This window comes from Salimicrobium flavidum, assembly GCF_900156645.1.
GTDB classification, from domain to species: domain Bacteria; phylum Bacillota; class Bacilli; order Bacillales; family Halobacillaceae; genus Salimicrobium; species Salimicrobium flavidum.
Genome location: NZ_FTOC01000001.1, coordinates 404,905 through 424,130, shown reverse-complemented (window position 1 = coordinate 424,130; position 19,226 = coordinate 404,905). Strand labels below are relative to the sequence as shown.

At 45.0% G+C, this 19,226-nt stretch carries 22 protein-coding genes; 21 read left to right on the top strand and 1 reads right to left on the bottom strand.

The window, feature by feature from the left end; genetic code table 11:
• The first annotated feature begins 9 nt into the window (after positions 1 to 9).
• The 6 genes from fapR (at position 10) to rnc (ending at position 4,364) form a co-directional block, all read left to right on the top strand.
• Positions 10 to 585 (top strand): transcription factor FapR, encoded by a 576-nt coding sequence (gene fapR, locus BW944_RS02215; RefSeq protein ID WP_076556705.1) that lies wholly within the window; start codon positions 10 to 12, stop codon positions 583 to 585.
• Position 586: 1 nt separating this feature from the next.
• Positions 587 to 1,585 carry a phosphate acyltransferase PlsX gene (gene plsX / locus BW944_RS02210; RefSeq protein ID WP_076556704.1) on the top strand — a complete coding sequence of 333 codons (999 nt, stop codon included), beginning with the start codon at positions 587 to 589 and terminating at the stop codon, positions 1,583 to 1,585.
• Positions 1,582 to 2,517: an ACP S-malonyltransferase gene (gene fabD / locus BW944_RS02205; protein WP_076556703.1), complete on the top strand. Its 936-nt coding sequence runs from the start codon at positions 1,582 to 1,584 to the stop codon at positions 2,515 to 2,517. The genes plsX and fabD overlap by 4 nt, the downstream gene beginning before the upstream one ends.
• Positions 2,517 to 3,257, top strand: a complete 741-nt coding sequence (fabG, locus tag BW944_RS02200) for a 3-oxoacyl-[acyl-carrier-protein] reductase (protein WP_076556702.1) — start codon at positions 2,517 to 2,519, stop codon at positions 3,255 to 3,257. The genes fabD and fabG overlap by 1 nt, the downstream gene beginning before the upstream one ends.
• Positions 3,258 to 3,363: 106 nt before the next feature.
• Positions 3,364 to 3,597 carry an acyl carrier protein gene (gene acpP / locus BW944_RS02195; protein ID WP_076556701.1) on the top strand — a complete coding sequence of 78 codons (234 nt, stop codon included), beginning with the start codon at positions 3,364 to 3,366 and terminating at the stop codon, positions 3,595 to 3,597.
• Between the two features lie 83 nt (positions 3,598 to 3,680).
• Positions 3,681 to 4,364 carry a ribonuclease III gene (rnc, locus tag BW944_RS02190; protein ID WP_076556700.1) on the top strand — a complete coding sequence of 228 codons (684 nt, stop codon included), beginning with the start codon at positions 3,681 to 3,683 and terminating at the stop codon, positions 4,362 to 4,364.
• 194 nt (positions 4,365 to 4,558) lie between these two features.
• On the opposite strand, the gene BW944_RS02185 is transcribed toward rnc, so the two are convergent.
• Complete coding sequence (locus BW944_RS02185; protein ID WP_076556699.1) at positions 4,559 to 4,783, bottom strand: DUF1128 domain-containing protein; 225 nt, start codon at positions 4,781 to 4,783, stop codon at positions 4,559 to 4,561.
• 146 nt (positions 4,784 to 4,929) lie between these two features.
• On the opposite strand from BW944_RS02185, the gene smc reads away from it, so the two are divergent.
• From smc to BW944_RS02110, 15 genes are all read left to right on the top strand, one after another.
• On the top strand, positions 4,930 to 8,490 hold the full coding sequence (gene smc / locus BW944_RS02180) for a chromosome segregation protein SMC (protein ID WP_076556698.1): 3,561 nt from the start codon (positions 4,930 to 4,932) through the stop codon (positions 8,488 to 8,490).
• A gap of 15 nt (positions 8,491 to 8,505) precedes the next feature.
• Complete coding sequence (ftsY, locus tag BW944_RS02175) at positions 8,506 to 9,858, top strand: signal recognition particle-docking protein FtsY (protein ID WP_076556697.1); 1,353 nt, start codon at positions 8,506 to 8,508, stop codon at positions 9,856 to 9,858.
• A 75-nt stretch (positions 9,859 to 9,933) separates the two neighbouring features.
• Positions 9,934 to 10,254, top strand: coding sequence for a putative DNA-binding protein (locus tag BW944_RS02170; protein WP_076556696.1), 321 nt, complete (start codon positions 9,934 to 9,936; stop codon positions 10,252 to 10,254).
• A 13-nt stretch (positions 10,255 to 10,267) separates the two neighbouring features.
• A complete protein-coding gene (gene ffh / locus BW944_RS02165; protein WP_076556695.1) occupies positions 10,268 to 11,608 on the top strand; it encodes a signal recognition particle protein in 1,341 nt (446 codons plus the stop codon).
• Between the two features lie 85 nt (positions 11,609 to 11,693).
• Complete coding sequence (rpsP, locus tag BW944_RS02160; protein ID WP_076556694.1) at positions 11,694 to 11,966, top strand: 30S ribosomal protein S16; 273 nt, start codon at positions 11,694 to 11,696, stop codon at positions 11,964 to 11,966.
• 15 nt (positions 11,967 to 11,981) lie between these two features.
• The gene (locus tag BW944_RS02155; protein WP_076556693.1) at positions 11,982 to 12,209 is read left to right on the top strand and encodes a KH domain-containing protein; all 228 of its coding nucleotides are present in this window, start codon (positions 11,982 to 11,984) and stop codon (positions 12,207 to 12,209) included.
• A gap of 58 nt (positions 12,210 to 12,267) precedes the next feature.
• Positions 12,268 to 12,657 carry a YlqD family protein gene (locus BW944_RS02150; RefSeq protein ID WP_159438122.1) on the top strand — a complete coding sequence of 130 codons (390 nt, stop codon included), beginning with the start codon at positions 12,268 to 12,270 and terminating at the stop codon, positions 12,655 to 12,657.
• A complete protein-coding gene (gene rimM / locus BW944_RS02145) occupies positions 12,658 to 13,176 on the top strand; it encodes a ribosome maturation factor RimM (RefSeq protein ID WP_076556691.1) in 519 nt (172 codons plus the stop codon).
• Complete coding sequence (trmD, locus tag BW944_RS02140; protein ID WP_076556690.1) at positions 13,176 to 13,901, top strand: tRNA (guanosine(37)-N1)-methyltransferase TrmD; 726 nt, start codon at positions 13,176 to 13,178, stop codon at positions 13,899 to 13,901. The genes rimM and trmD overlap by 1 nt, the downstream gene beginning before the upstream one ends.
• A 129-nt stretch (positions 13,902 to 14,030) precedes the next feature.
• Complete coding sequence (gene rplS, locus BW944_RS02135) at positions 14,031 to 14,375, top strand: 50S ribosomal protein L19 (protein WP_076556689.1); 345 nt, start codon at positions 14,031 to 14,033, stop codon at positions 14,373 to 14,375.
• Positions 14,376 to 14,555: 180 nt separating this feature from the next.
• Positions 14,556 to 15,104, top strand: a complete 549-nt coding sequence (lepB, locus tag BW944_RS02130) for a signal peptidase I (protein ID WP_076556688.1) — start codon at positions 14,556 to 14,558, stop codon at positions 15,102 to 15,104.
• Positions 15,105 to 15,123: 19 nt separating this feature from the next.
• Positions 15,124 to 15,963, top strand: a complete 840-nt coding sequence (gene ylqF / locus BW944_RS02125) for a ribosome biogenesis GTPase YlqF (RefSeq protein WP_076556687.1) — start codon at positions 15,124 to 15,126, stop codon at positions 15,961 to 15,963.
• A gap of 102 nt (positions 15,964 to 16,065) precedes the next feature.
• A complete protein-coding gene (locus BW944_RS02120) occupies positions 16,066 to 16,827 on the top strand; it encodes a ribonuclease HII (RefSeq protein ID WP_076556686.1) in 762 nt (253 codons plus the stop codon).
• 125 nt (positions 16,828 to 16,952) lie between these two features.
• Positions 16,953 to 18,938, top strand: coding sequence for a hypothetical protein (locus tag BW944_RS02115; protein ID WP_076556685.1), 1,986 nt, complete (start codon positions 16,953 to 16,955; stop codon positions 18,936 to 18,938).
• Positions 18,935 to 19,225, top strand: a complete 291-nt coding sequence (locus BW944_RS02110) for an EscU/YscU/HrcU family type III secretion system export apparatus switch protein (RefSeq protein ID WP_076556684.1) — start codon at positions 18,935 to 18,937, stop codon at positions 19,223 to 19,225. Before BW944_RS02115 ends, BW944_RS02110 begins: the two co-directional genes overlap by 4 nt.
• The last annotated feature ends 1 nt before the right edge of the window (position 19,226 follow it).

The window sequence follows — 19,226 nt, the reverse complement described above, 5'->3', positions numbered from 1 at the left end:
TAATAGAAGATGAAAAAAGGAAAACAACAGAGGCAGAAAGAGCTTCAGGAAACGATAGAGGCTACTCCGTTCGTGACCGATGATGAGCTTGCTAAGAGGTTTTCCGTCAGCATTCAGACGATAAGACTTGATCGGATGGAACTTCAGATTCCTGAAGTGCGTGAAAGAATCAAGTCGGTGGCGAATCATGAATGGACGGAAACGGTGAAAGCTTTGGCCATCGATGACGTAATTGGCGAGGTTATCGATCTTGAACTCGATGAAAAAGCGATTTCGATTATGGATATAAGAGAAGAACATGTTTTCTCGCGGAATGACATAGCGAGAGGGCATCATTTATTTGCCCAGGCTAACTCTCTGGCCGTTGCGGTTATTGATGACGAATTAGCGCTTACCGCCCGTTCCTCCCTGAAATTCATGAGACAGGTGAAACGGGGGGAACGGGTAGTAGCTAAGGCGATAGTGAATGGAACGGACGATAAGAACCGGACGATTGTGAACGTTTCAAGTAACGTCGGAAAAGAAGAAGTATTCCAAGGTATTTTTTATATGTATCGTTCGGAGGAACAAAAAGGAGAGAAGTGAAATGAAGATTGCGATAGACGCAATGGGCGGTGACCATGCTCCGGAAGAAATCGTGAACGGGGCGATGAACGCTTTGAAAGTTTATGAAGACATAGAGATTACGTTGGTCGGTGACGAGCAGGAAATCAATGGGTTAGTGGGAGATCACGAACGATTGCACGTCCTGCACGCTTCCGAGAAAATCACAAATGAAGATGAACCTGTGCGGGCAGTACGGAGGAAAAAGCAATCTTCTCTCGTTCTTGCTGCTGAGGAAGTGAAACAAAAACGGGCGGATGCCTGTATTTCCACAGGGAACACAGGAGCTCTCATGAGTGCCGGGTTATTCGTAGTCGGTCGGATTGAAGGTGTAGAGCGTCCTGCTTTAAGTCCCACACTTCCGACTCTCGATGGCAAAGGTTTTCTCATGCTGGATGTTGGTGCAAACGTTGATGCCAAAGCTGCGCACCTATTGCAATATGGAATCATCGGTTCCATTTACGCGGAGAAGGTCCGGGGGATTGCAAGTCCTAGGGTAGGTCTGTTGAACGTGGGTACAGAAGATGGTAAAGGGAGTGAGCTCACTAAGCAGAGTTTTGATTTGCTGAAAGAGGCTCCGATCAATTTCGTAGGAAATGTGGAAGCGAGGGACCTTTTAGACGGCATAGCGGACGTCGTAGTCACCGACGGTTTCACCGGAAATGTAGCTCTTAAGACGATTGAAGGAACCGCTTCTAATATGTTCAAAATGATCAAAGAAACATTCATGTCCAACATGAAAACGAAAATGGCGGCAGCGCTGGTGAAGAATGATTTAAAAGGTCTTAAGGATAAACTCGATTACTCGGAATACGGAGGCGCAGGTCTTCTCGGGCTCTCTGCTCCTGTTATAAAAGCTCACGGCTCTTCGGATCGCAGAGCGATTGTCAATGCTGTGCGTCAGGCTCGTGATATGGTGGAGAAAGAAGTTTCAGCCACTATCCAAACTACTCTTGAGCAAATGGAAGGTGAAAAGGAATGAAAAAGGTTGCGTTTGTGTTCCCTGGACAGGGATCTCAGAAGGTAGGTATGGGGAAAGACTTATATGATTCATCCGCACTCGTCAGACATTTATTTGATGAAGCGGACGAAGCATTAGGGTATTCGTTGACGTCGCTCATGTTTGAAGGGCCAGAGGAAGAACTGACGAAAACGGAAAATGCTCAGCCGGCTCTATTACTTTTGAGCGCTGCGATTGACCAGCGCTTGAAAAAAGAAGGGATCAAACCTGATATGACTGCGGGGCATAGCCTCGGTGAGTATAGTGCTCTCGTTTCGGCGGAATCCCTCGGAGCCCTGGAAGCAGTACGTTTGGTACATACAAGAGGGAAACTGATGGAAGAAGCTTATCCTTCCGGCAAAGGAGCGATGAGCGCAGTCCTTGGTCTTTCCGTCGATGAAATCGAGAAGGTTATCGAAAACGTGGACGGAGTAGTGAATATTGCGAATATCAATTGTCCCAAACAGGTGGTTATTTCAGGCGATAAAACCGCAGTCGAACAAGCTGGAGAGAAGCTGAAAGAAAGTCAGGCGAAAAGGGTCATGCCTTTGAATGTCAGTGGTCCGTTCCACTCGGATCTTATGAAAACAGCCGCCGGTGATTTTGAAACGTACCTGAGTGAAATAGCGGTGGAGGACGCACGAGTTCCAGTTTATGCGAACGTAACTGGAGCCCCGGTTGAGGAAAAGGAAGAGATAACTCGACTTCTCGTTCAACAACTATACTCTCCCGTCAAATTTCAGCAGACGATCGAAGCATTCGTAGAAGAAGATGTAGATGCAATCGTTGAAATCGGGGAAGGGAAAGTGCTTTCCGGACTCGTAAGAAAAGTGGAAAAAAGCATGAAAACATTCCAGGTCAGTGATGAAGAAAGCCTTCAAACGTTCATTGACTGGTATAGGGAGGAATCATAATGTTAACAGGAAAGTCGGCCCTGGTCACAGGTGCTTCCCGGGGCATAGGGAGAGCTATTGCTTTAGAACTCGCCGCCCAGGGAGCAAAGGTGGCTGTGAACTATTCCGGAAGTGAAGCGAAAGCGCAAGCGGTTGTGGAAGAGATTCAGGCCTCCGGAGGGGAAGCTATCAAAATCAAAGCGGATGTCTCTAATTCTGAAGACGTCCAAGCAATGATCAAAGAAGTGGTGGATACGTTCGGTGGGCTTGAATTGCTCGTGAACAACGCAGGGATTACGAAGGATAATCTGCTGATGAGAATGAAAGAGGAAGATTTCGATTCAGTGATCGATACGAATCTGAAAGGCGTGTTTCTGACGACAAAAGGGGTCACCAGACAAATGATGCGCCAGAAATTCGGACGGATTGTCAATGTTTCCTCTATCGTAGGCGTCTCCGGGAACCCCGGGCAGGCCAATTATGTAGCGGCAAAATCCGGTGTCATAGGGCTGACGAAGTCGAACGCCAAAGAACTTGCGGCCAAAAACATCCGCGTGAACGCTGTGGCGCCCGGTTACATCGCAACCGCAATGACTGAAGAACTTACGGAGGAGCAAAAGGAGCAGATGCTCTCCATGGTGCCTCTCAGCCGTCTCGGTAGCGGAGAAGACGTAGCGCGTGTGGTACGGTTTCTTCTGAGTGATGATTCCGACTATATGACCGGCCAGACACTCCATGTGGATGGCGGAATGGTTATGTAAGAATGGGCAGGGACACCTGCTCAGAATAAAGAATGAATTAAGAAAGGAAAAGATATGGTTTTTTCATAGGAATTTTACTATAATATCTGAAGGGAGGTGAGCCCTGATGGCCAATAGTTTTGAAAAAGTAAAAGAAATTATCGTCGACCGTCTGGATGTTGAAGAATCTAAAGTTACGATGGAAGCTTCTTTCAAAGAAGACCTGGAAGCTGATTCTCTCGACGTCGTTGAACTTGTTATGGAACTTGAAGATGAGTTCGACATGGAAATATCGGATGAAGAAGCCGAAAAAATCAATACAGTGGGAGACGCTGTCAATTACATAGACAGTGTGTCTTAATGAAGAGCTGCCTGGAAAACAGGCAGCCTTTCCTGTAAAGAAAGTAAAAAAGTAAAAGATTTATGTAAAGGAACGGGTGACTTATGGGGGATTTAAAAAAACTTCAGGAACATATGAATGTCCAATTTTCTGATGTGTCATTGCTTGAACAAGCTTTCACCCATTCATCCTATGTGAATGAGCATCGCCACACAGATCGGGAAGATAACGAGCGACTTGAATTCCTCGGAGACGCAGTGTTGGAACTCGGGGTCTCTCAATACCTGTATAGGAAGTATCCGAATATGGCAGAAGGAGATCTGACGAAATTGCGCGCTTCGATTGTGTGTGAAGCGTCTCTGGTGGATTTCGCCAACGACCTGAACTTCCAGGATTATGTACTTCTTGGAAAAGGGGAGGAGATGACCGGAGGACGTCATCGGCCTGCACTTTTGGCTGATGTTTTTGAATCGTTTATCGGGGCGCTCTACCTTGATCAGGGATTCGACCGGGTCCTGTCTTTCCTAAGTTATTATATTTACCCGAAGATTAAACGTGGTGCTTTTTCTCATGCGATGGATTATAAAAGCCAGCTGCAGGAATTCATCCAGCGGGAGAAACAGGCAGATATTGACTACAATATTGTCGAAGAGCGCGGACCTGCCCATAACCGGGAGTTTATCGCCCATGTACATATTCATGGTGACACGGCCGGTATAGGTGTAGGACGTACGAAGAAAGAAGCGGAACAAAAAGCTGCAGAAGAAGCGCTGCAGAAGTTGAAATAGCTTCAGGGACCATATTAAGCATAATTGAGAGAACTAAAAAAAGACTCGGGCCTCCGAGTCTTTTTTTAGGGTTTATTGATTTTGCAGGAACTTCACTTCTTAAGCAACCTTATATTCCGGAAGAATTACCGGGCATGACCCATTCATATCAACAGAAATGATGCTTTGCGAAGGGGGTTGCGGATCTTCACCATTCAACCTTTTCTATACTTGGAAAGCTCTGCGACGAAGGCCTGGATTTCAGAAACGCTGAGTTGGCCCTTCATTTCCACGATATCATACAATTCTTTGATATCGTAATAATGATCCATATCGAAATCATCCGCATTCAGCATACTACGGTTGACAACCTGCATTTTATCGGCAAGTGTTTCAATCATAAAGTTCAAGTTCTCTCTGTTTGCTTCTTCTAGACTCATAGTAATCTTCCCCCTGTTTTCAGTTATTGTCTATGATAGAGGATTCGTCGTGATTTTGAAACCCCTAAAAGCAAGGTGCGTGCCGGAACGGTTATGTGATAAAATATATAAGTTAGAGAAAGTACTTATAAACAGGAGGATAAATGATGTTCCTCAAACAATTGGAAACAGTCGGTTTCAAATCCTTTGCCGATAAAATAGATGTGCAATTCGTTCCAGGGGTCACCGCAGTGGTCGGACCGAACGGGAGCGGAAAGAGTAATATAACAGATGCCATACGTTGGGTACTCGGAGAACAATCCGCCCGCTCTCTCAGAGGTAGTAAAATGGAAGATATCATTTTCTCCGGGAGTGACACAAGGCGTTCTCAAGGGTATGCGGAAGTTACACTGACTCTCGATAATGAAGACAAGGGACTACCGCTTGACTATGAGGAAGTACAGGTGACGAGAAGAGTCTATCGTACTGGTGACAGTGAATTTTCGATAAACAAAGAAACGTGCAGGTTGAAGGATATTGTTGATTTATTCATGGACTCTGGCCTTGGGAGAGAAGCATTTTCAATTATCAGCCAGGGAAAAGTGGAGGAGATATTAAACTCCAAGCCGAAAGACCGGAGAGTCATTTTCGAAGAGGCTGCAGGTGTGTTGAAATACAAACAGAGGAAGCGAAAGGCGGAATCGAAACTCGAAGAAACCGAAGCCAACCTGTACCGTGTGAAAGATATCCTTTCTGAGATTGAAGGCAGAGTAGAGCCTTTGAAAGAACAAGCCTCTATCGCCAAAGATTATTTGGAGAAAAAAGAGGAACTTCAATCTGAGGAAGTTTCTCTACTCGTAACTCAGATAGAGGATATGCATGAAGAATGGCAGTCTCTAGAAGAAACGATCGAAGAACACCGAAAGCAGGAACGAAAGCTGGCAGAAAAAGCAGCTCAAAAAGAGCAGGAAGTAGCAGACCTTCGCAAGGAAGGTGCGAGCCTGGATGAGTCCATTGACGAAACCCATGGGACTCTTCTTCAGGTTACGAAAAAACTGGAGAGCCTTACAGGAAAACGGGAACTTTTCCAGGAGAAAAGGAAACACTATGAAGAGAAAAAGGCGAGTCTCGAATCGGACCGTGTAAAGCTGAAAGAAGAGCTTTCAACGCTTCAACAACAAATTGAAGAAGCAAAAGAAGATAAACAACTGAAAAAACAAGCGGAACAAGAAACGAAGAATCAGCTGAAAACAACGGCTACTGCTTTATATGAAGAGATAGAGACCATTGAAAAATCTGTAGACGATCTGAAAGCCGACTACATTGATCTGTTGAATGAACAGGCAGCCAAACGGAATGAAAAGCAACATCTTAATAAACGGCTTCAACAACTCGTATCCCATCAGTCTGACGAAAGAACAAAAGAAATGCGAGAACAGATGAACGCAGTGAAAAAGCAGCATCAGGAAGTTTGTGAAAAGCTTCAACCGCTACAAAAACAAGAAGAAGAGCTGCACGTTGAATACAAAGATATGGACGGACAGTTGAAAGAAACAAAGAAGAATTACGAAGAATGGCGTCAAAAGCTTTATCAGGGTTATCAATATATGGAGAGTCTCCGCTCTAAGAAAACCACACTGGAAGAAATGAAAGAGTCTTTCTCCGGATACTTCCAGGGAGTAAAGGCCATATTGAAAGCAAGGGAAGACCAAAGTATATCAGGAATAGAAGGCTCAGTGCTCGAAGCGGTGACGATTCCGAAGCACTATATAACAGCAATAGAAACGGCTCTCGGAGCCCAGGCCCAGCATGTTATCACATCTGATGAAAAATCTGCCCGTGCTGCCATTGAATGGTTGAAGAAGACGAATCAGGGAAGAGCGACTTTTCTCCCGATGGATGCTGTGAAAGAAAGGTTCGTCCCTGAAAGGACGCTTCAGGGAATACGGGGGAAAGCAGGTTTTGAAGGGGTGGCTAGTTCTCTTATTGAAGTGGGGGATGAATATTGCCACGTGCTTGAACATTTGCTTGGGCATATTTTGATCGCTGAGGATCTTCAGGCGGCCAATGATTTAGCCCGGACGACAGGACGGAAATTCAAAGTAGTAACTCTTGAAGGGGATGTAGTGAATCCCGGAGGGTCTATGTCCGGTGGAGCAAAATCAGGAAAGTCCTCCTCTCTATTTACTCAAGAGCAGGAACTCAGTGAATTGAAAGAGAAAATTACGGATTACGAGGAAAAAATGAAGCGGGCAGAGAAGAAAGTGAAATCTCTCAAAGATTCCATGGAGGACCAGGAACAATCTCTCCAACGTCTGGAAGAGAAAAGTGATGAAATCAAAGAACAGGTCCGTGTTTATCGTGAAGAAGAAAGAGAACTTCAATTTTCCCTATCCAATTATGAAGAACGGTTATCTTTTCTTGACCAGGAATATACTCAAAAACAGGAAGAGCATGACAGAATAGAAAGAGACGAACAAACGATTGACCGGGACTTGGTGGAACTTGAGGAGAAAATCAGTGAGACCCAGCAGGAAATCGATCGCCTCACCGGCGTGAAAGAAGAAAAAGAACAAAACAAAGAAGCTCTTGTCTCGAAAGAACAGGATCTCAAAGTAGAGCTTGCCACCCAACAGGCGGAAGTAAAAAATGCGACAGAAAGACTTGAACAAATGGGGGAAGAATATAAAGAGAAAGAATCCGCCTTGCAACAAACAGAAGAAAATTATCAGGAACTGATCTCGTTCTTCTCTTCCGGGGAGACAAAAGAAGAAATCGAGGAAAAGATCCGCTCGGAACAGGCGAATCAGGAGAGTCTGTCCAATAAACTTACGGAAACGAAAGAAAAACGCCGCACTTTACAGGAGCGTGTGGATCAGCTGGATGGAAATCTGAAGGAAGATCACCGTATCCATTCGAATTACGTACAGAACCTCCAGGATAAAGAGGTGAAGGCAAACAGGCTTGACGTAGAGCTTGAGAATCTTCTCCGCTACCTCGAAAAGGAATACGTCATGACTTTTGAAAAAGCCAGAGAAACGTATCCCAAGGTGGAGGATATCGACAAAGCCACTACGAAAGTGAAGCTTATTAAACGAGGTATAGAAGAACTGGGAACAGTCAATCTTGCGGCCATCGATGAATACGAAGAAGTGAAAGAGAGATTTGAATTTCTGAAAGCTCAGGAAGACGATCTATTATCTGCTAAACAAACACTTCGTAGCGTCATGAGCGAGATGGACGAGGAAATGGAACGGAAGTTCAAGGAAACATTCCAGGCTATCAGCGCCCAGTTCGATGATGTCTTTAAGCAGCTGTTCGGTGGTGGGAAAGCTGAGTTGAAATTGACTGAACCGGATGACCTGCTGGAAACAGGAGTGGATATCATAGCCCAGCCTCCAGGAAAGAAATTACAGAGTATGAGTCTGCTCTCCGGTGGAGAACGGGCGCTGACTGCTATCACGCTGTTGTTTTCCATATTGAAAGTTCGTCCCGTCCCTTTTTGTGTGCTGGATGAGGTGGAAGCGGCTCTTGATGAAGCGAACGTCGATCGATTTGCGAAATTCCTGACAGAATTCAGCAGTGAAACTCAATTTATCGTTATCACTCACCGTAAAGGAACGATGGAACAGGCTGATGTGTTGTATGGAGTGACGATGCAGGAGTCCGGAGTCTCTAGCGTAGTTTCGGTGAGACTCGAGGAGTCAGAGTCATTATTAGAAGTGTAAAGGAAGGATGATTTGATGGGATTTTTCAAGAAACTGAAAGAACAATTCACACCTATTGAAGTTGAAGAACCGGCCAGTCACGAGGAAAAGCCGACGGAACTTGAAAAAGATGAAACAGAAAAAGATAATAGTATTCAGGAATCTGAAGTTCAGGAAACCTCAGATGAACAATCTGAAGCACCTGTTGCCCCGCAGGAAGACGAGGAAAAAGAGGAAGAAGAGAAGCATGAATCTCCGGTAGAAGAAGACCAACCCGAGCTCGAAGCACCTGAAACTTCCGTTCCTCAGGAAGAATTAGAAGCTCCAAAGGTTGAAGAGCAGGAGGAGACTCCTCTCCCGGAACCGGAAGATACAGAAGCTCTTCCGGAAGAGCCGGCAGTCGTTGAATCGAAAGAGAAGCAAGCCTCTATTGCAGAGAAGTTCAGGAAGGGACTTGCGAAAACAAGAGATTCCTTCTCTACAAAAATCAATGAGCTGGTTGCGAAGTATCGCGAAGTCGATGAAGAGTTCTTTGAAGAACTTGAAGAAGTTCTGATTTCCGCGGATGTCGGGGTTCACGCGGTGATGGATCTTATTGAAGAGCTGGAGATGGAAGTGAAACGCCGTAATATCAAGGACACGAGAGAAGTGCGTGAAGTTATCTCCGAGAAGCTGGTAGAACTTTATTATGGGGATGAGGAAGAAGAAGAGGTTCAGGGGCTGCGTACAGAACCGGACGGTCTCAGTGTTTATCTTTTTGTAGGTGTCAATGGTGTAGGGAAAACGACTTCCATTGGTAAATTGGCTTATCAGTTAAGGCAGGAAGGCAAGAAAGTGATCCTTGCTGCGGGTGACACGTTCCGGGCCGGCGCCATCGAGCAACTTCACTCGTGGGGCGACAGGGTAGGTGTAGATGTCATTAAACACAGTGCCGGGAGCGATCCGGCAGCAGTGGTTTATGACGGGATTAAAGCAGCCAAGTCGAGGAAAGCTGATGTCCTCATCTGCGATACGGCAGGACGTCTCCAGAACAAAGTGAACCTCATGAATGAACTGTCTAAAGTGAAAAAAGTCATTTCCAGAGAAATACCCGGCGCTCCTCATGAAGTGTTGCTTACATTAGATGCTACGACCGGACAAAATGCGATGAGTCAGGCGAAGACTTTCTCGGAAGTGACCGACGTTACGGGAATTGTACTGACGAAATTGGATGGTACGGCCAAAGGCGGAATTATCCTCGCTATTCGAAAAGAACTGGAAATTCCGGTGAAACTGGTGGGTCTCGGCGAGGGTGTAAATGACCTGGAAGCCTTTGATGCCCATGCATTCGTCTACGGGTTATTCGCAGATATGATAGATGAATATGAAGAACAGGGAGAAGAGGAATAATCCTTGACAGTACGGAATATTCTCCTTTATTATTAAGTTTTGTAAAGGTATTTCACTTAACAAGGAGTCGAAGAGATGCTTGAAAAAACTACGAGAGTCAATTTTTTATTCGATTTCTATCAGTCGCTCTTAACTCCTAAACAAAGAAACTACATGGAGCTTTATTTTCTTGAGGATTACTCCCTCGGAGAAATTTCCGAAACGTTCGATGTATCCCGGCAGGCTGTTTATGATAACATCCGTCGTACAGAGATGATGCTTGAGGAATATGAAAAAAAACTGCTCCTGTTTGATAAATTCAGCAAACGTCAGAAACTTTTGGATGAAATGGAACAATCGCTCGATCAGGCGGACCCGTACAGGCGATATGTCGATCAATTGAGAGAATTAGAATAGGGGGGTCTCCCACATGGCTTTTGAAGGGCTTTCGGAACGATTGCAGGGAACAATTCAGAAGATTAAAGGAAAAGGGAAAGTTGAAGAAGATGATGTCAAAGAAATGTCCAGAGAAGTGCGTCTGGCACTTCTTGAAGCCGACGTAAACTTCAAAGTGGTGAAGGATTTCGTCAAAAGGATCCGTGAACGTGCTGTAGGACAGGAAGTCATGGAAAGCTTGACACCCGGGCAACAGGTAATAAAAGTAGTGAAAGAAGAACTTACAGAATTGATGGGTGGCGACGAAAGCAAAATTGCTGTAGCAAAAAAATCTCCCACAGTCATCATGATGGTAGGACTTCAGGGTGCCGGTAAAACGACGACTACCGGGAAACTCGCCAATCTGCTGCGGAAAAATTACAACCGTAGCCCGTTGCTTGCAGCTGCGGACGTTTATCGTCCGGCGGCGATCGACCAGTTGGAAACGATCGGGAAGCAGCTGAGCTTTCCTGTACACTCTGAAGGTACTGAAGCTAATCCTGTTGATATTGCGAAGCGGGCAGTGGAACAAGCCAAAGAGAACCATCAGGACTATGTGATCATCGATACCGCCGGTAGGCTTCATATCGATGGTGAGCTGATGGGTGAACTGGCACAGATCAAGGAAGCCGTGACACCTGATGAGATCTTTCTTGTCGTGGACTCCATGACCGGACAGGATGCTGTGAATGTTGCTCAGAGTTTTGATGAGCAGCTGGATATCACCGGCGTACTCCTGACTAAACTGGATGGCGACACACGCGGTGGTGCTGCACTATCGATCAAAGCGGTGACGGGCAAACCGATCAAGTTCGTAGGTATGGGAGAAAAACTGGATGAGCTGGAAGTTTTCCATCCGGAGCGCATGGCTTCTCGTATCCTTGGTATGGGGGACATGCTTTCGCTGATTGAAAAGGCGGAAACGCAGGTGGACGAAAAACAGGCGAAAGAACTGGAAGCCAAAATGAAGAACGCTTCGTTCACGTTCGATGATTTTCTTGATCAGATGTCGCAGGTCAAAAATATGGGTCCTCTGGATGAGATCATTGATATGATTCCGGGTGCGAATAAGATGAAGGGTCTGAAAAACGCTTCTTTTGATGACAAACAGATTGTACATGTCGAAGCGATCATTCAATCCATGACTAAAAAAGAACGCCAGGACCCTTCCCTCATGAATGCGAGTCGAAAGAAAAGGATTGCAAAGGGATCTGGAACCTCTGTGTCAGAAGTGAACCGTCTTTTGAAACAGTTCAATGAAATGAAGAAAATGATGAAGCAGTTCAGTAATCAAAAAGGTAAAAAAGGAAAAGGAATGAATTTTCCTTTTATGTAATGGAAAAATGCTTTACACAGTTTTGAAGTTCTGCTAAAATCTTAATCTGTGTGAGTCATTAATTTAATTCGGAGGTGCAATAAATATGGCAGTAAAAATTCGTTTGAAACGTATGGGTGCAAAACGTAACCCATTCTATCGTGTAGTAGTAGCAGACGCCCGTGCTCCGCGTGATGGTCGTATCATCGAGCAGATCGGAACTTATAATCCAGTAGCTAATCCTATCGAAGTAAGCATCGATCAGGAAAAAGCTCTTCAGTGGATGACAGATGGAGCTCAGCCTAGCGATACAGTTCGTAACCTTTTCTCTAAAGAAGGTATCATGAAGCAGTTCCACGATAGTAAAAATCAAAAATAAAAGTAGTGTGATCACATGGAAGCCTTACTTGAAACGATGATCACCCCACTGATCGATTATCCTGAGGAAATGAATGTCGAAGTGAAAGATGAAGCTGATAAGCTTGTCTATCACGTTACTGTTCATCAGGACGACGTGGGGAAAATAATCGGTAAAAATGGTCGGATCGCCAAATCGATCCGTACCGTCATCTATGCAGCAAATAGAGATAACACCAAGAAGGTTTATGTTGACATTATGTAAGAAGAGGGAGAGGGATATTGGCCTTTCCCTTTTTTTGCATCTGAAAAGAGGTGCCTCTTTGAAAGTCATTAAAAAAATTCCGGTGAAAGTAGTTCTGACAGAAAACGAACGGGAAGCCCAGAACAACCGTCTCGATCATCAACTTGAGCGCATGGAAAGAGAAGTGGAGCAATTTCATTTCGAACGTAAAAAAATGGAGAAAAAGCATGGTTCGCTCCCTTCTAACATTGACGAACGGTTGACTCAGGAAGTCAGGCAAAGGAAAGCGAAGATACAAACGCTCCAGTATCATAAGGAGCAGCTTGAAATACTTCCGGATTTCCATGAATTCACTATCGAAGAAATAGAGAGTGTCGTCGAAGTGAAGGAAGGTATGGAATGGAAGAAGTTACAGGAAAAAGAAATAGTGATTGAGAATGGATTCGTCAAACGAGTGAGGGATGGTTAAATGGAACAGGAGTATTTGAATGTTGGTAAAATTGTAAACACGCATGGCATTAAAGGTGAGGTGAAAATCAAAAGGATCACCGACTTTGAAGAACGTTTCAAGAAAGGGAGAACGCTTTACTGGACGAGCGGCGAAACGGACGATCCGATTGCCCTTACTGTGGATACTCACCGCATCCACAAAGGTTTTGATTTACTCTCCTTTCGTGAATACCCTACGATCAACGATGTAGAACCTTTAAAAAACGGCATGCTTATGGTTAAAAAAGAGGAGATCGGTTCTCTTGGTGCCGATGAATTCTATTTTCACGAAATCATCGGCTGTTATGTTTATACGAAGACTGGCCTCTATGTCGGAAAAATAAAAGAAATACTGACTCCGGGTGCGAACGATGTGTGGGTAGTTGATAGAGAAGATAAAGGAGATGCGTTGATTCCTTATATAGAGGATGTCGTCATTCGAGTCGATATCCAGAAGCAATCGGTGATCATTGAGCCGATGGAAGGGCTGTTGGACTGATGCACATAGATATACTGACATTGTTTCCTGAAATGTTCGACGGCGTGCTGAACTCCTCCATCTTAAAACGTGCTCAGAATAATGGAGCATTCTCTCATCAATTCATCAATTTCCGTGATTATTCAGAGAATAAGCATAATAAGGTGGACGATTACCCGTATGGAGGAGGAGCCGGACTTGTTCTGACTCCCCAACCCATGTTTGATGCCATGGCAACTATCGACCCTGAAAATAAGGCTAGGGTCATTATGATGTGCCCCCAGGGCGAACCACTCACCCAGGCGAAAGCGGAAGAATTTTCTAAAGAAAAGCACCTAGTGTTCTTATGCGGTCATTATGAAGGGTATGATGAGCGTATCAGAGAAAATCTTGTGACGGACGAGATTTCTATAGGAGACTATGTCCTCACCGGCGGGGAACTTCCGGCAATGGTAACGATGGATGCGGTCATCCGACTGCTGCCGGGTGTGCTTGGGAATGAACAGTCTGCCCCTGGTGACTCCTTTTCCGACCATCTGCTTGAGCATCCCCACTACACACGCCCGCAAAATTTCCGTGGGATGGAAGTTCCTGAAGTTCTTACTTCAGGCAACCATGCCAAAATCGATGAATGGCGTCGCAAGGAATCCTTGAAAAGGACTGCTTCGAGACGTCCGGATCTATTAAAAAAAGCAGAACTCACTGATAGTGAAAAAGAGTGGCTTGATCAGTGGGGAAAAACCTGAAGAACACTTGTGTTCAAGCGTGTGATATGCTATATTATACGTTGTGCTTAGACATTCGGTTTAAGTGTATAAACGGTGTTCCGCTCGCTCATAGAGTGAAGAGCATTAGTTAAAAGGAGAGTGAAAATAATGCAGGAACTACTTCATGAAATTACGAAGGATCAGCTTCGTACGGACCACCCTACTTTTCGCCCAGGTGATACTGTAAAGGTACATGCGAAAGTTGTGGAAGGTACCCGCGAGCGTATCCAGGTATTTGAAGGGGTTGTCATCAAACGCCAAAACGGAGGAATCAGTGAAACATTCACTGTGCGTAAGATTTCCTACGGTGTAGGTGTAGAGCGTACATTCCCACTTCATAGTCCTAGAATCGCTAAAATTGAGCGTTCCCGTCGTGGTAAAGTACGTCAGGCGAAACTTTACTATCTACGTAACCTACGCGGTAAAGCAGCGCGTATTAAAGAAATCATTTAATAGTGGAAAAGGAGCTTGCGCTGTCAAGCTCCTTTTTTCTAATCAATATTAATAAGGGTGAAGATGAAGCGACTCGTCGTGTAGTTCTGTAGATTTCTTTGAAACATCAGAGCTCAAGTCTCTAGCTTTACAGCTTTTTATGCTTTTTCATTAATATTTATCAAAGAAGGTGCCTTGGTCATGAAACGACAAATTATTGATTGGATAAAAGCATTGGCTATAGCTGCTGTACTTGCTATTATTGTACGTTTGTTCCTCTTTGCTCCGGTGGTTGTAGAGGGGCCATCTATGCTTCCAAGCTTACATAACAATGATCATCTGATTGTAAGTAAAATAAATTATACTTTAGGTTCTCCCCATCGCTTCGATATTGTAGTCTTTCATGCAACGGAAAGACGTGATTATATTAAGCGAGTGATCGGGCTTCCCGGTGAACATGTAGCTGTAGAGGATGATCAATTGTTCATAGACGGGGAAAAGGTGGAAGAACCATTTATAGAAGAAACAGTTAATTCCCTTCCTGAAGGTGAGACTTACACGAGGGATTTCACTCTTCAACAGCTAGAGGATGAACATGAAAAAATACCGGAAGACTCTGTCCTCGTACTTGGGGATAATCGAAGAAACTCCACAGACAGTCGCGCTTTCGGTGTGGTTCCACTGGAGAGGGTAGTAGGAGAAGCCGTTTTTTCTTACTGGCCCCCAGGCCGTATGCAGTGGCTTGATTGAGAGAAGGAGGTAAATAATTATGAGTATTCAATGGTACCCGGGACATATGGCAAAAGCGAGACGTGAAGTGAAAGAGAATCTGAATCTGGTCGACTTTGTTATTGAGTTGGTGGATGCAAGAGCACCTTTTTCTTCACAGAATCCGATGTTACAGGAAGAGATACAGGATAAGCCGAAGCTTGTTGTCATGATGAAGAAAGATTTGGCTGATCCGGAAGTGACTAAAGAATGGATCGACTATTTTGATACCCAGTTCTCCCATGCTATTGCCATAGATGTGAACAAACCGAAAGATATCCAGCAAATTGCCGAGGTCTCCCGTGAAATAACAAGGGCCAAGCTTGAAAAGCAGAGAGCCAAAGGGATTAACCCGAGGAATCCGCGAGCGATGATTGTAGGTATTCCGAATGTGGGGAAATCTTCTCTTATCAACAGATTGGCACATAAGAAGAAAGCCGAGACGGGTGACAAACCGGGAGTTACAAAAAAACAGCAGTGGATCAAAGTCAAAAATGAGTTTGAACTACTGGATACTCCAGGTATTCTATGGCCGAAATTTGAAGATGAAGAGACCGGCTTTCGTCTTGCTTCTATAGGCACGATCAAAGACCAGATTCTGCCCCAGGACGAGGTTGCCATCTATATCCTCAATCATTTGAGAGATTCTTATCCGGAGCTACTCGAAGGAAGGTTCGGCTTTTCCTCGTTCGATGATGTGGTAGAAGCCTTTGATATGATCGGGAGGAAAAGAGGCGCTCTCGAAAGTGGCGGGGTCGTGGATTATGAGAAAGTGGCGGAGATTATCATTCAGGATCTGAGAAGCAATCGAATAGGCAGAATAAGTTTTGAACGGCCATAACGCGCATGGATCCAGTCCGTGACGCGTTTTCTTTATATAGGTCGACGTAAATATTCTTCAGGAAATCATTGAATCTCCGATATAAAAAAGGAGTGCAATCATATGACAAGGAAATCAATACAACAATTGAAAGAAGAAGAAAAGCAGGGGTTACTTACCGTCGACAATCTACATAAAATAGAGATGGATGAACGGATAGGGGTCAAGCAACTTGTAAGCCGTATTAAAAAACGTGAAGAAAAGCGCATCTCTCTTCAAAATAAATGGGTGAAGATGAATGAATTGGAAAGACAAGCGAAGCAACAGAACTACGTTTATGTGGCCGGAATTGACGAAGCTGGTCGAGGACCGGTAGCGGGTCCGGTGATGGCAAGTGCAGTAAGGTTACCTGAGGGATTTACCCTTTACGGGCTGGATGACTCGAAAAAACTCACGGAGAAGGATAAGGAATACTTCTATGACGAAATCATGACTCATGCGGATGTAGGAGTAGGGGAAGCGAGCCCTGAAGAAATTGACCGATGGAACATTTATCAGGCTACGAAAATCGCTATGAGGCGTGCCGTGGAGAATATGACTTATACACCGGACTATTTGTTGGTGGATGCGATGGAAGTGCCCGTGCAGATAGAACAGACTTCGTATGTCAAAGGTGACGAGCGTAGCGTAGCGATTGCAGCTGCAAGCGTGATCGCCAAAGTTACGAGGGATCGATTCATGAAAGGACTCGATGAATCATTTCCGGCGTATAAATTCGCTAAGAACAAAGGATATGGCACGAAGGAACATTTGGATGCTATACGAAAAACCGGCATTACACCTTATCATCGAAAAACGTTCGTTCCTTCTGATATTCGAGGATAGCTCCTCTGTAATCCTTCGGAGGTTTATTTCTCAGTGACTTTCAGTCCATTTAGGGCAATCCGTCTTTCGATGCTATATATCGACAGTGTGCCTTTAACACATATGACAAAAAGGAGGTGGAGCGGGTGAAACCCTCTATGCAGAATATGTTTCAATCGCTTCAGAAAGTGCAGAAAGCGACTCCGCCTTCTTTGAATGCGGGGAAGGTCATCAACGGGAAAGTGACGGAATTGTTGCCCGGGAATAAAGCTATTGTGGATATCGGCGGCAGACAGGTCAATGCCCGTCTTGAGACATCATTGACCAAAGGGGGGAATTATCTTTTTCAGGTGCAGGCTCAAAAGAATCCTGTACATTTAAAGGTTGTTTCCAATGAAGCCAAAGGTAATGAAACAGTTTCTCTCCAAAAATGGATGCAGGCACATGGGATAAAAGTGAACAGTCAGACTATGGCGTTTGCGAAGTCACTGATGGATAAACAAATCCCCTTCAATGCCCAGGAGTTGAAACAGGCCTTTTCTATTTTACAATCGTCGAAGAATCCCCTTACGTCTACTGTTTTAAAGGAAATGTTCGAAAGACAGTTACCGATCAGAACGTCGGTTTTCCAGGCTCTTTCCGCCGGAAAGCAAAATCAACTCGGGGCCTTATTCGGCCAGTTAAGTAATAGAGGCAATCCTTTCCCGCCAGCCACAAGAGCTGCAGCACTGTTGAGTTCTATTGTTCCATCGGCCGGCCGTGGGAATTTCCCGCAGGTGGCGGGGCAAAAATTAAGTAATGAAGTACAGAATGACAATCGGCAATCATTTCAGCTCCTGAAACAGGCAGGGGCACTCCCTCCATCAGAAACGTTTGGGAATTTCAAGTCGAAAGTTATACTTCAGAACATGGCTGGATCTTCGACGGGAAGCCCTCCGGGTGCTGACACTTTGATGAGAAATATGCAGGGAGCCGTCGCTCCTCAAAACGATCACAGAGTAGCATCCCAGAGCAGTTTGCAACGGCTTTTTCCGGTGACTGCAGCTTTCTCCTTTTCTGAAAACAAGTCGTTGATGGCAGAAGGTACAGCTGAAAAAATACAGGGATTATTCAGACAACAGGCTCCTCTTTCAGGTTCGGAACAACAGCAACTATCCCGCTGGAGTGGGCAGTTCTCCAGAATCTTTCAATCAGACGGTAATGCTAAACCTTCACCGGCGCTGCTCCAATCTTTCGTTAATAACCATCAGCAGTTGACGGAGCAGGGAAGTTTTTCGAAACTAATGACTGCGTTGACAGGAGCGGAAAAATCTTCTGTGCAAAAGATGCTCGGACAAATATCAGGGGAAGCGGCTAAATCAGTTCATTCCAATTCAGGACAAACTTCGAATGGAACGATGGTACGTATGATGGAAGGGGCGGTAGCCAGGATAGATCAGGCGCTGCAATCCCAAGTACCTTCCTCCCTTCAGAAGACGCTGACAGAATGGACAGCCCTGTCTCAAAGGGAAACTCCCTTACCTGTACAGGAAAGACTTCTGTTACAGGTGAAAGCATTCCAGCAGTTGAGTGGTCTGGATGATGAAGCTGTGCTCAGGCAGAATAACTCTTCGCCGGAGAGTTCAATGAAATCAGGGCTGTTGTCACTTATAACAGACCTGAGTGCATCAAAAGGTGAAGCAGGGAGAAATATGCTCCATTTTTTCAATTCTATGCAAATGACCGCCTCTCAGGAGAACTCTCACTCCCTCCAGTTCACTTTGCAGTTTCCGGGACAGTTACTCGAGACAGAAAAAGATATTCACGTGAACGTAGATGGCAGAAAATCAGAAGACGGCACGATTGACCCGGATCACTGTCACATTCTATTTTACCTTGATTTACAGAGTCTTAAAGAAACGGTGATAGATATGCAGGTTCAAAACCGCGGTGTCCAGGTTACAGTTTTTAATGAGAATGAGGAGCTGACCGGGATTGCGGATGGTTTTGAAGAGAAACTGCAAAAAGGTCTCGAGAATGCGGGATATTCCCTAGTATCTTTACAGGTGAAAAATTCCGGCAAAGAAATTCCGGGTAAGATTCCTTCTTCAGTTACCACAAGTACGTACGAGGGGGTGGATTTTCGAATATGAGTGAGGATAAAAAAAGAAAAGAAGCCATAGCTCTTCGCTATGATCCCGAAAGCGGAGGCGCACCACAAATAACAGCGAAAGGCCAGGGCCACATCGCCGAGAGGATCATGAACAGAGCTGAAGAAGCGGATGTGCCTGTGCAGGAGGATGCGACCCTGGTGGAGCTGTTATCTGAATTGAATATAAATGAACAGATTCCGGAAGAGTTATACCAGGTGGTCGCTGAAGTATTTGCATTCATTTATCAGTCCGATCAGGAACTGAAGCAGAGAAATAAAGACGTGTAGG

Excerpts from the sequence above, each read along its gene's own strand:
- fapR (WP_076556705.1), top strand. The coding sequence starts at position 10 with ATGAAAAAAGGAAAACAACAGAGGCAGAAAGAGCTTCAGGAAACGATA.
- plsX (WP_076556704.1), top strand. The coding sequence starts at position 587 with ATGAAGATTGCGATAGACGCAATGGGCGGTGACCATGCTCCGGAAGAA.
- fabD (WP_076556703.1), top strand. The coding sequence starts at position 1,582 with ATGAAAAAGGTTGCGTTTGTGTTCCCTGGACAGGGATCTCAGAAGGTA.
- fabG (WP_076556702.1), top strand. The coding sequence starts at position 2,517 with ATGTTAACAGGAAAGTCGGCCCTGGTCACAGGTGCTTCCCGGGGCATA.
- acpP (WP_076556701.1), top strand. The coding sequence starts at position 3,364 with ATGGCCAATAGTTTTGAAAAAGTAAAAGAAATTATCGTCGACCGTCTG.
- rnc (WP_076556700.1), top strand. The coding sequence starts at position 3,681 with ATGGGGGATTTAAAAAAACTTCAGGAACATATGAATGTCCAATTTTCT.
- BW944_RS02185 (WP_076556699.1), bottom strand. The coding sequence starts at position 4,783 with ATGAGTCTAGAAGAAGCAAACAGAGAGAACTTGAACTTTATGATTGAA.
- smc (WP_076556698.1), top strand. The coding sequence starts at position 4,930 with ATGTTCCTCAAACAATTGGAAACAGTCGGTTTCAAATCCTTTGCCGAT.
- ftsY (WP_076556697.1), top strand. The coding sequence starts at position 8,506 with ATGGGATTTTTCAAGAAACTGAAAGAACAATTCACACCTATTGAAGTT.
- BW944_RS02170 (WP_076556696.1), top strand. The coding sequence starts at position 9,934 with ATGCTTGAAAAAACTACGAGAGTCAATTTTTTATTCGATTTCTATCAG.
- ffh (WP_076556695.1), top strand. The coding sequence starts at position 10,268 with ATGGCTTTTGAAGGGCTTTCGGAACGATTGCAGGGAACAATTCAGAAG.
- rpsP (WP_076556694.1), top strand. The coding sequence starts at position 11,694 with ATGGCAGTAAAAATTCGTTTGAAACGTATGGGTGCAAAACGTAACCCA.
- BW944_RS02155 (WP_076556693.1), top strand. The coding sequence starts at position 11,982 with ATGGAAGCCTTACTTGAAACGATGATCACCCCACTGATCGATTATCCT.
- rimM (WP_076556691.1), top strand. The coding sequence starts at position 12,658 with ATGGAACAGGAGTATTTGAATGTTGGTAAAATTGTAAACACGCATGGC.
- trmD (WP_076556690.1), top strand. The coding sequence starts at position 13,176 with ATGCACATAGATATACTGACATTGTTTCCTGAAATGTTCGACGGCGTG.
- rplS (WP_076556689.1), top strand. The coding sequence starts at position 14,031 with ATGCAGGAACTACTTCATGAAATTACGAAGGATCAGCTTCGTACGGAC.
- lepB (WP_076556688.1), top strand. The coding sequence starts at position 14,556 with ATGAAACGACAAATTATTGATTGGATAAAAGCATTGGCTATAGCTGCT.
- ylqF (WP_076556687.1), top strand. The coding sequence starts at position 15,124 with ATGAGTATTCAATGGTACCCGGGACATATGGCAAAAGCGAGACGTGAA.
- BW944_RS02120 (WP_076556686.1), top strand. The coding sequence starts at position 16,066 with ATGACAAGGAAATCAATACAACAATTGAAAGAAGAAGAAAAGCAGGGG.
- BW944_RS02110 (WP_076556684.1), top strand. The coding sequence starts at position 18,935 with ATGAGTGAGGATAAAAAAAGAAAAGAAGCCATAGCTCTTCGCTATGAT.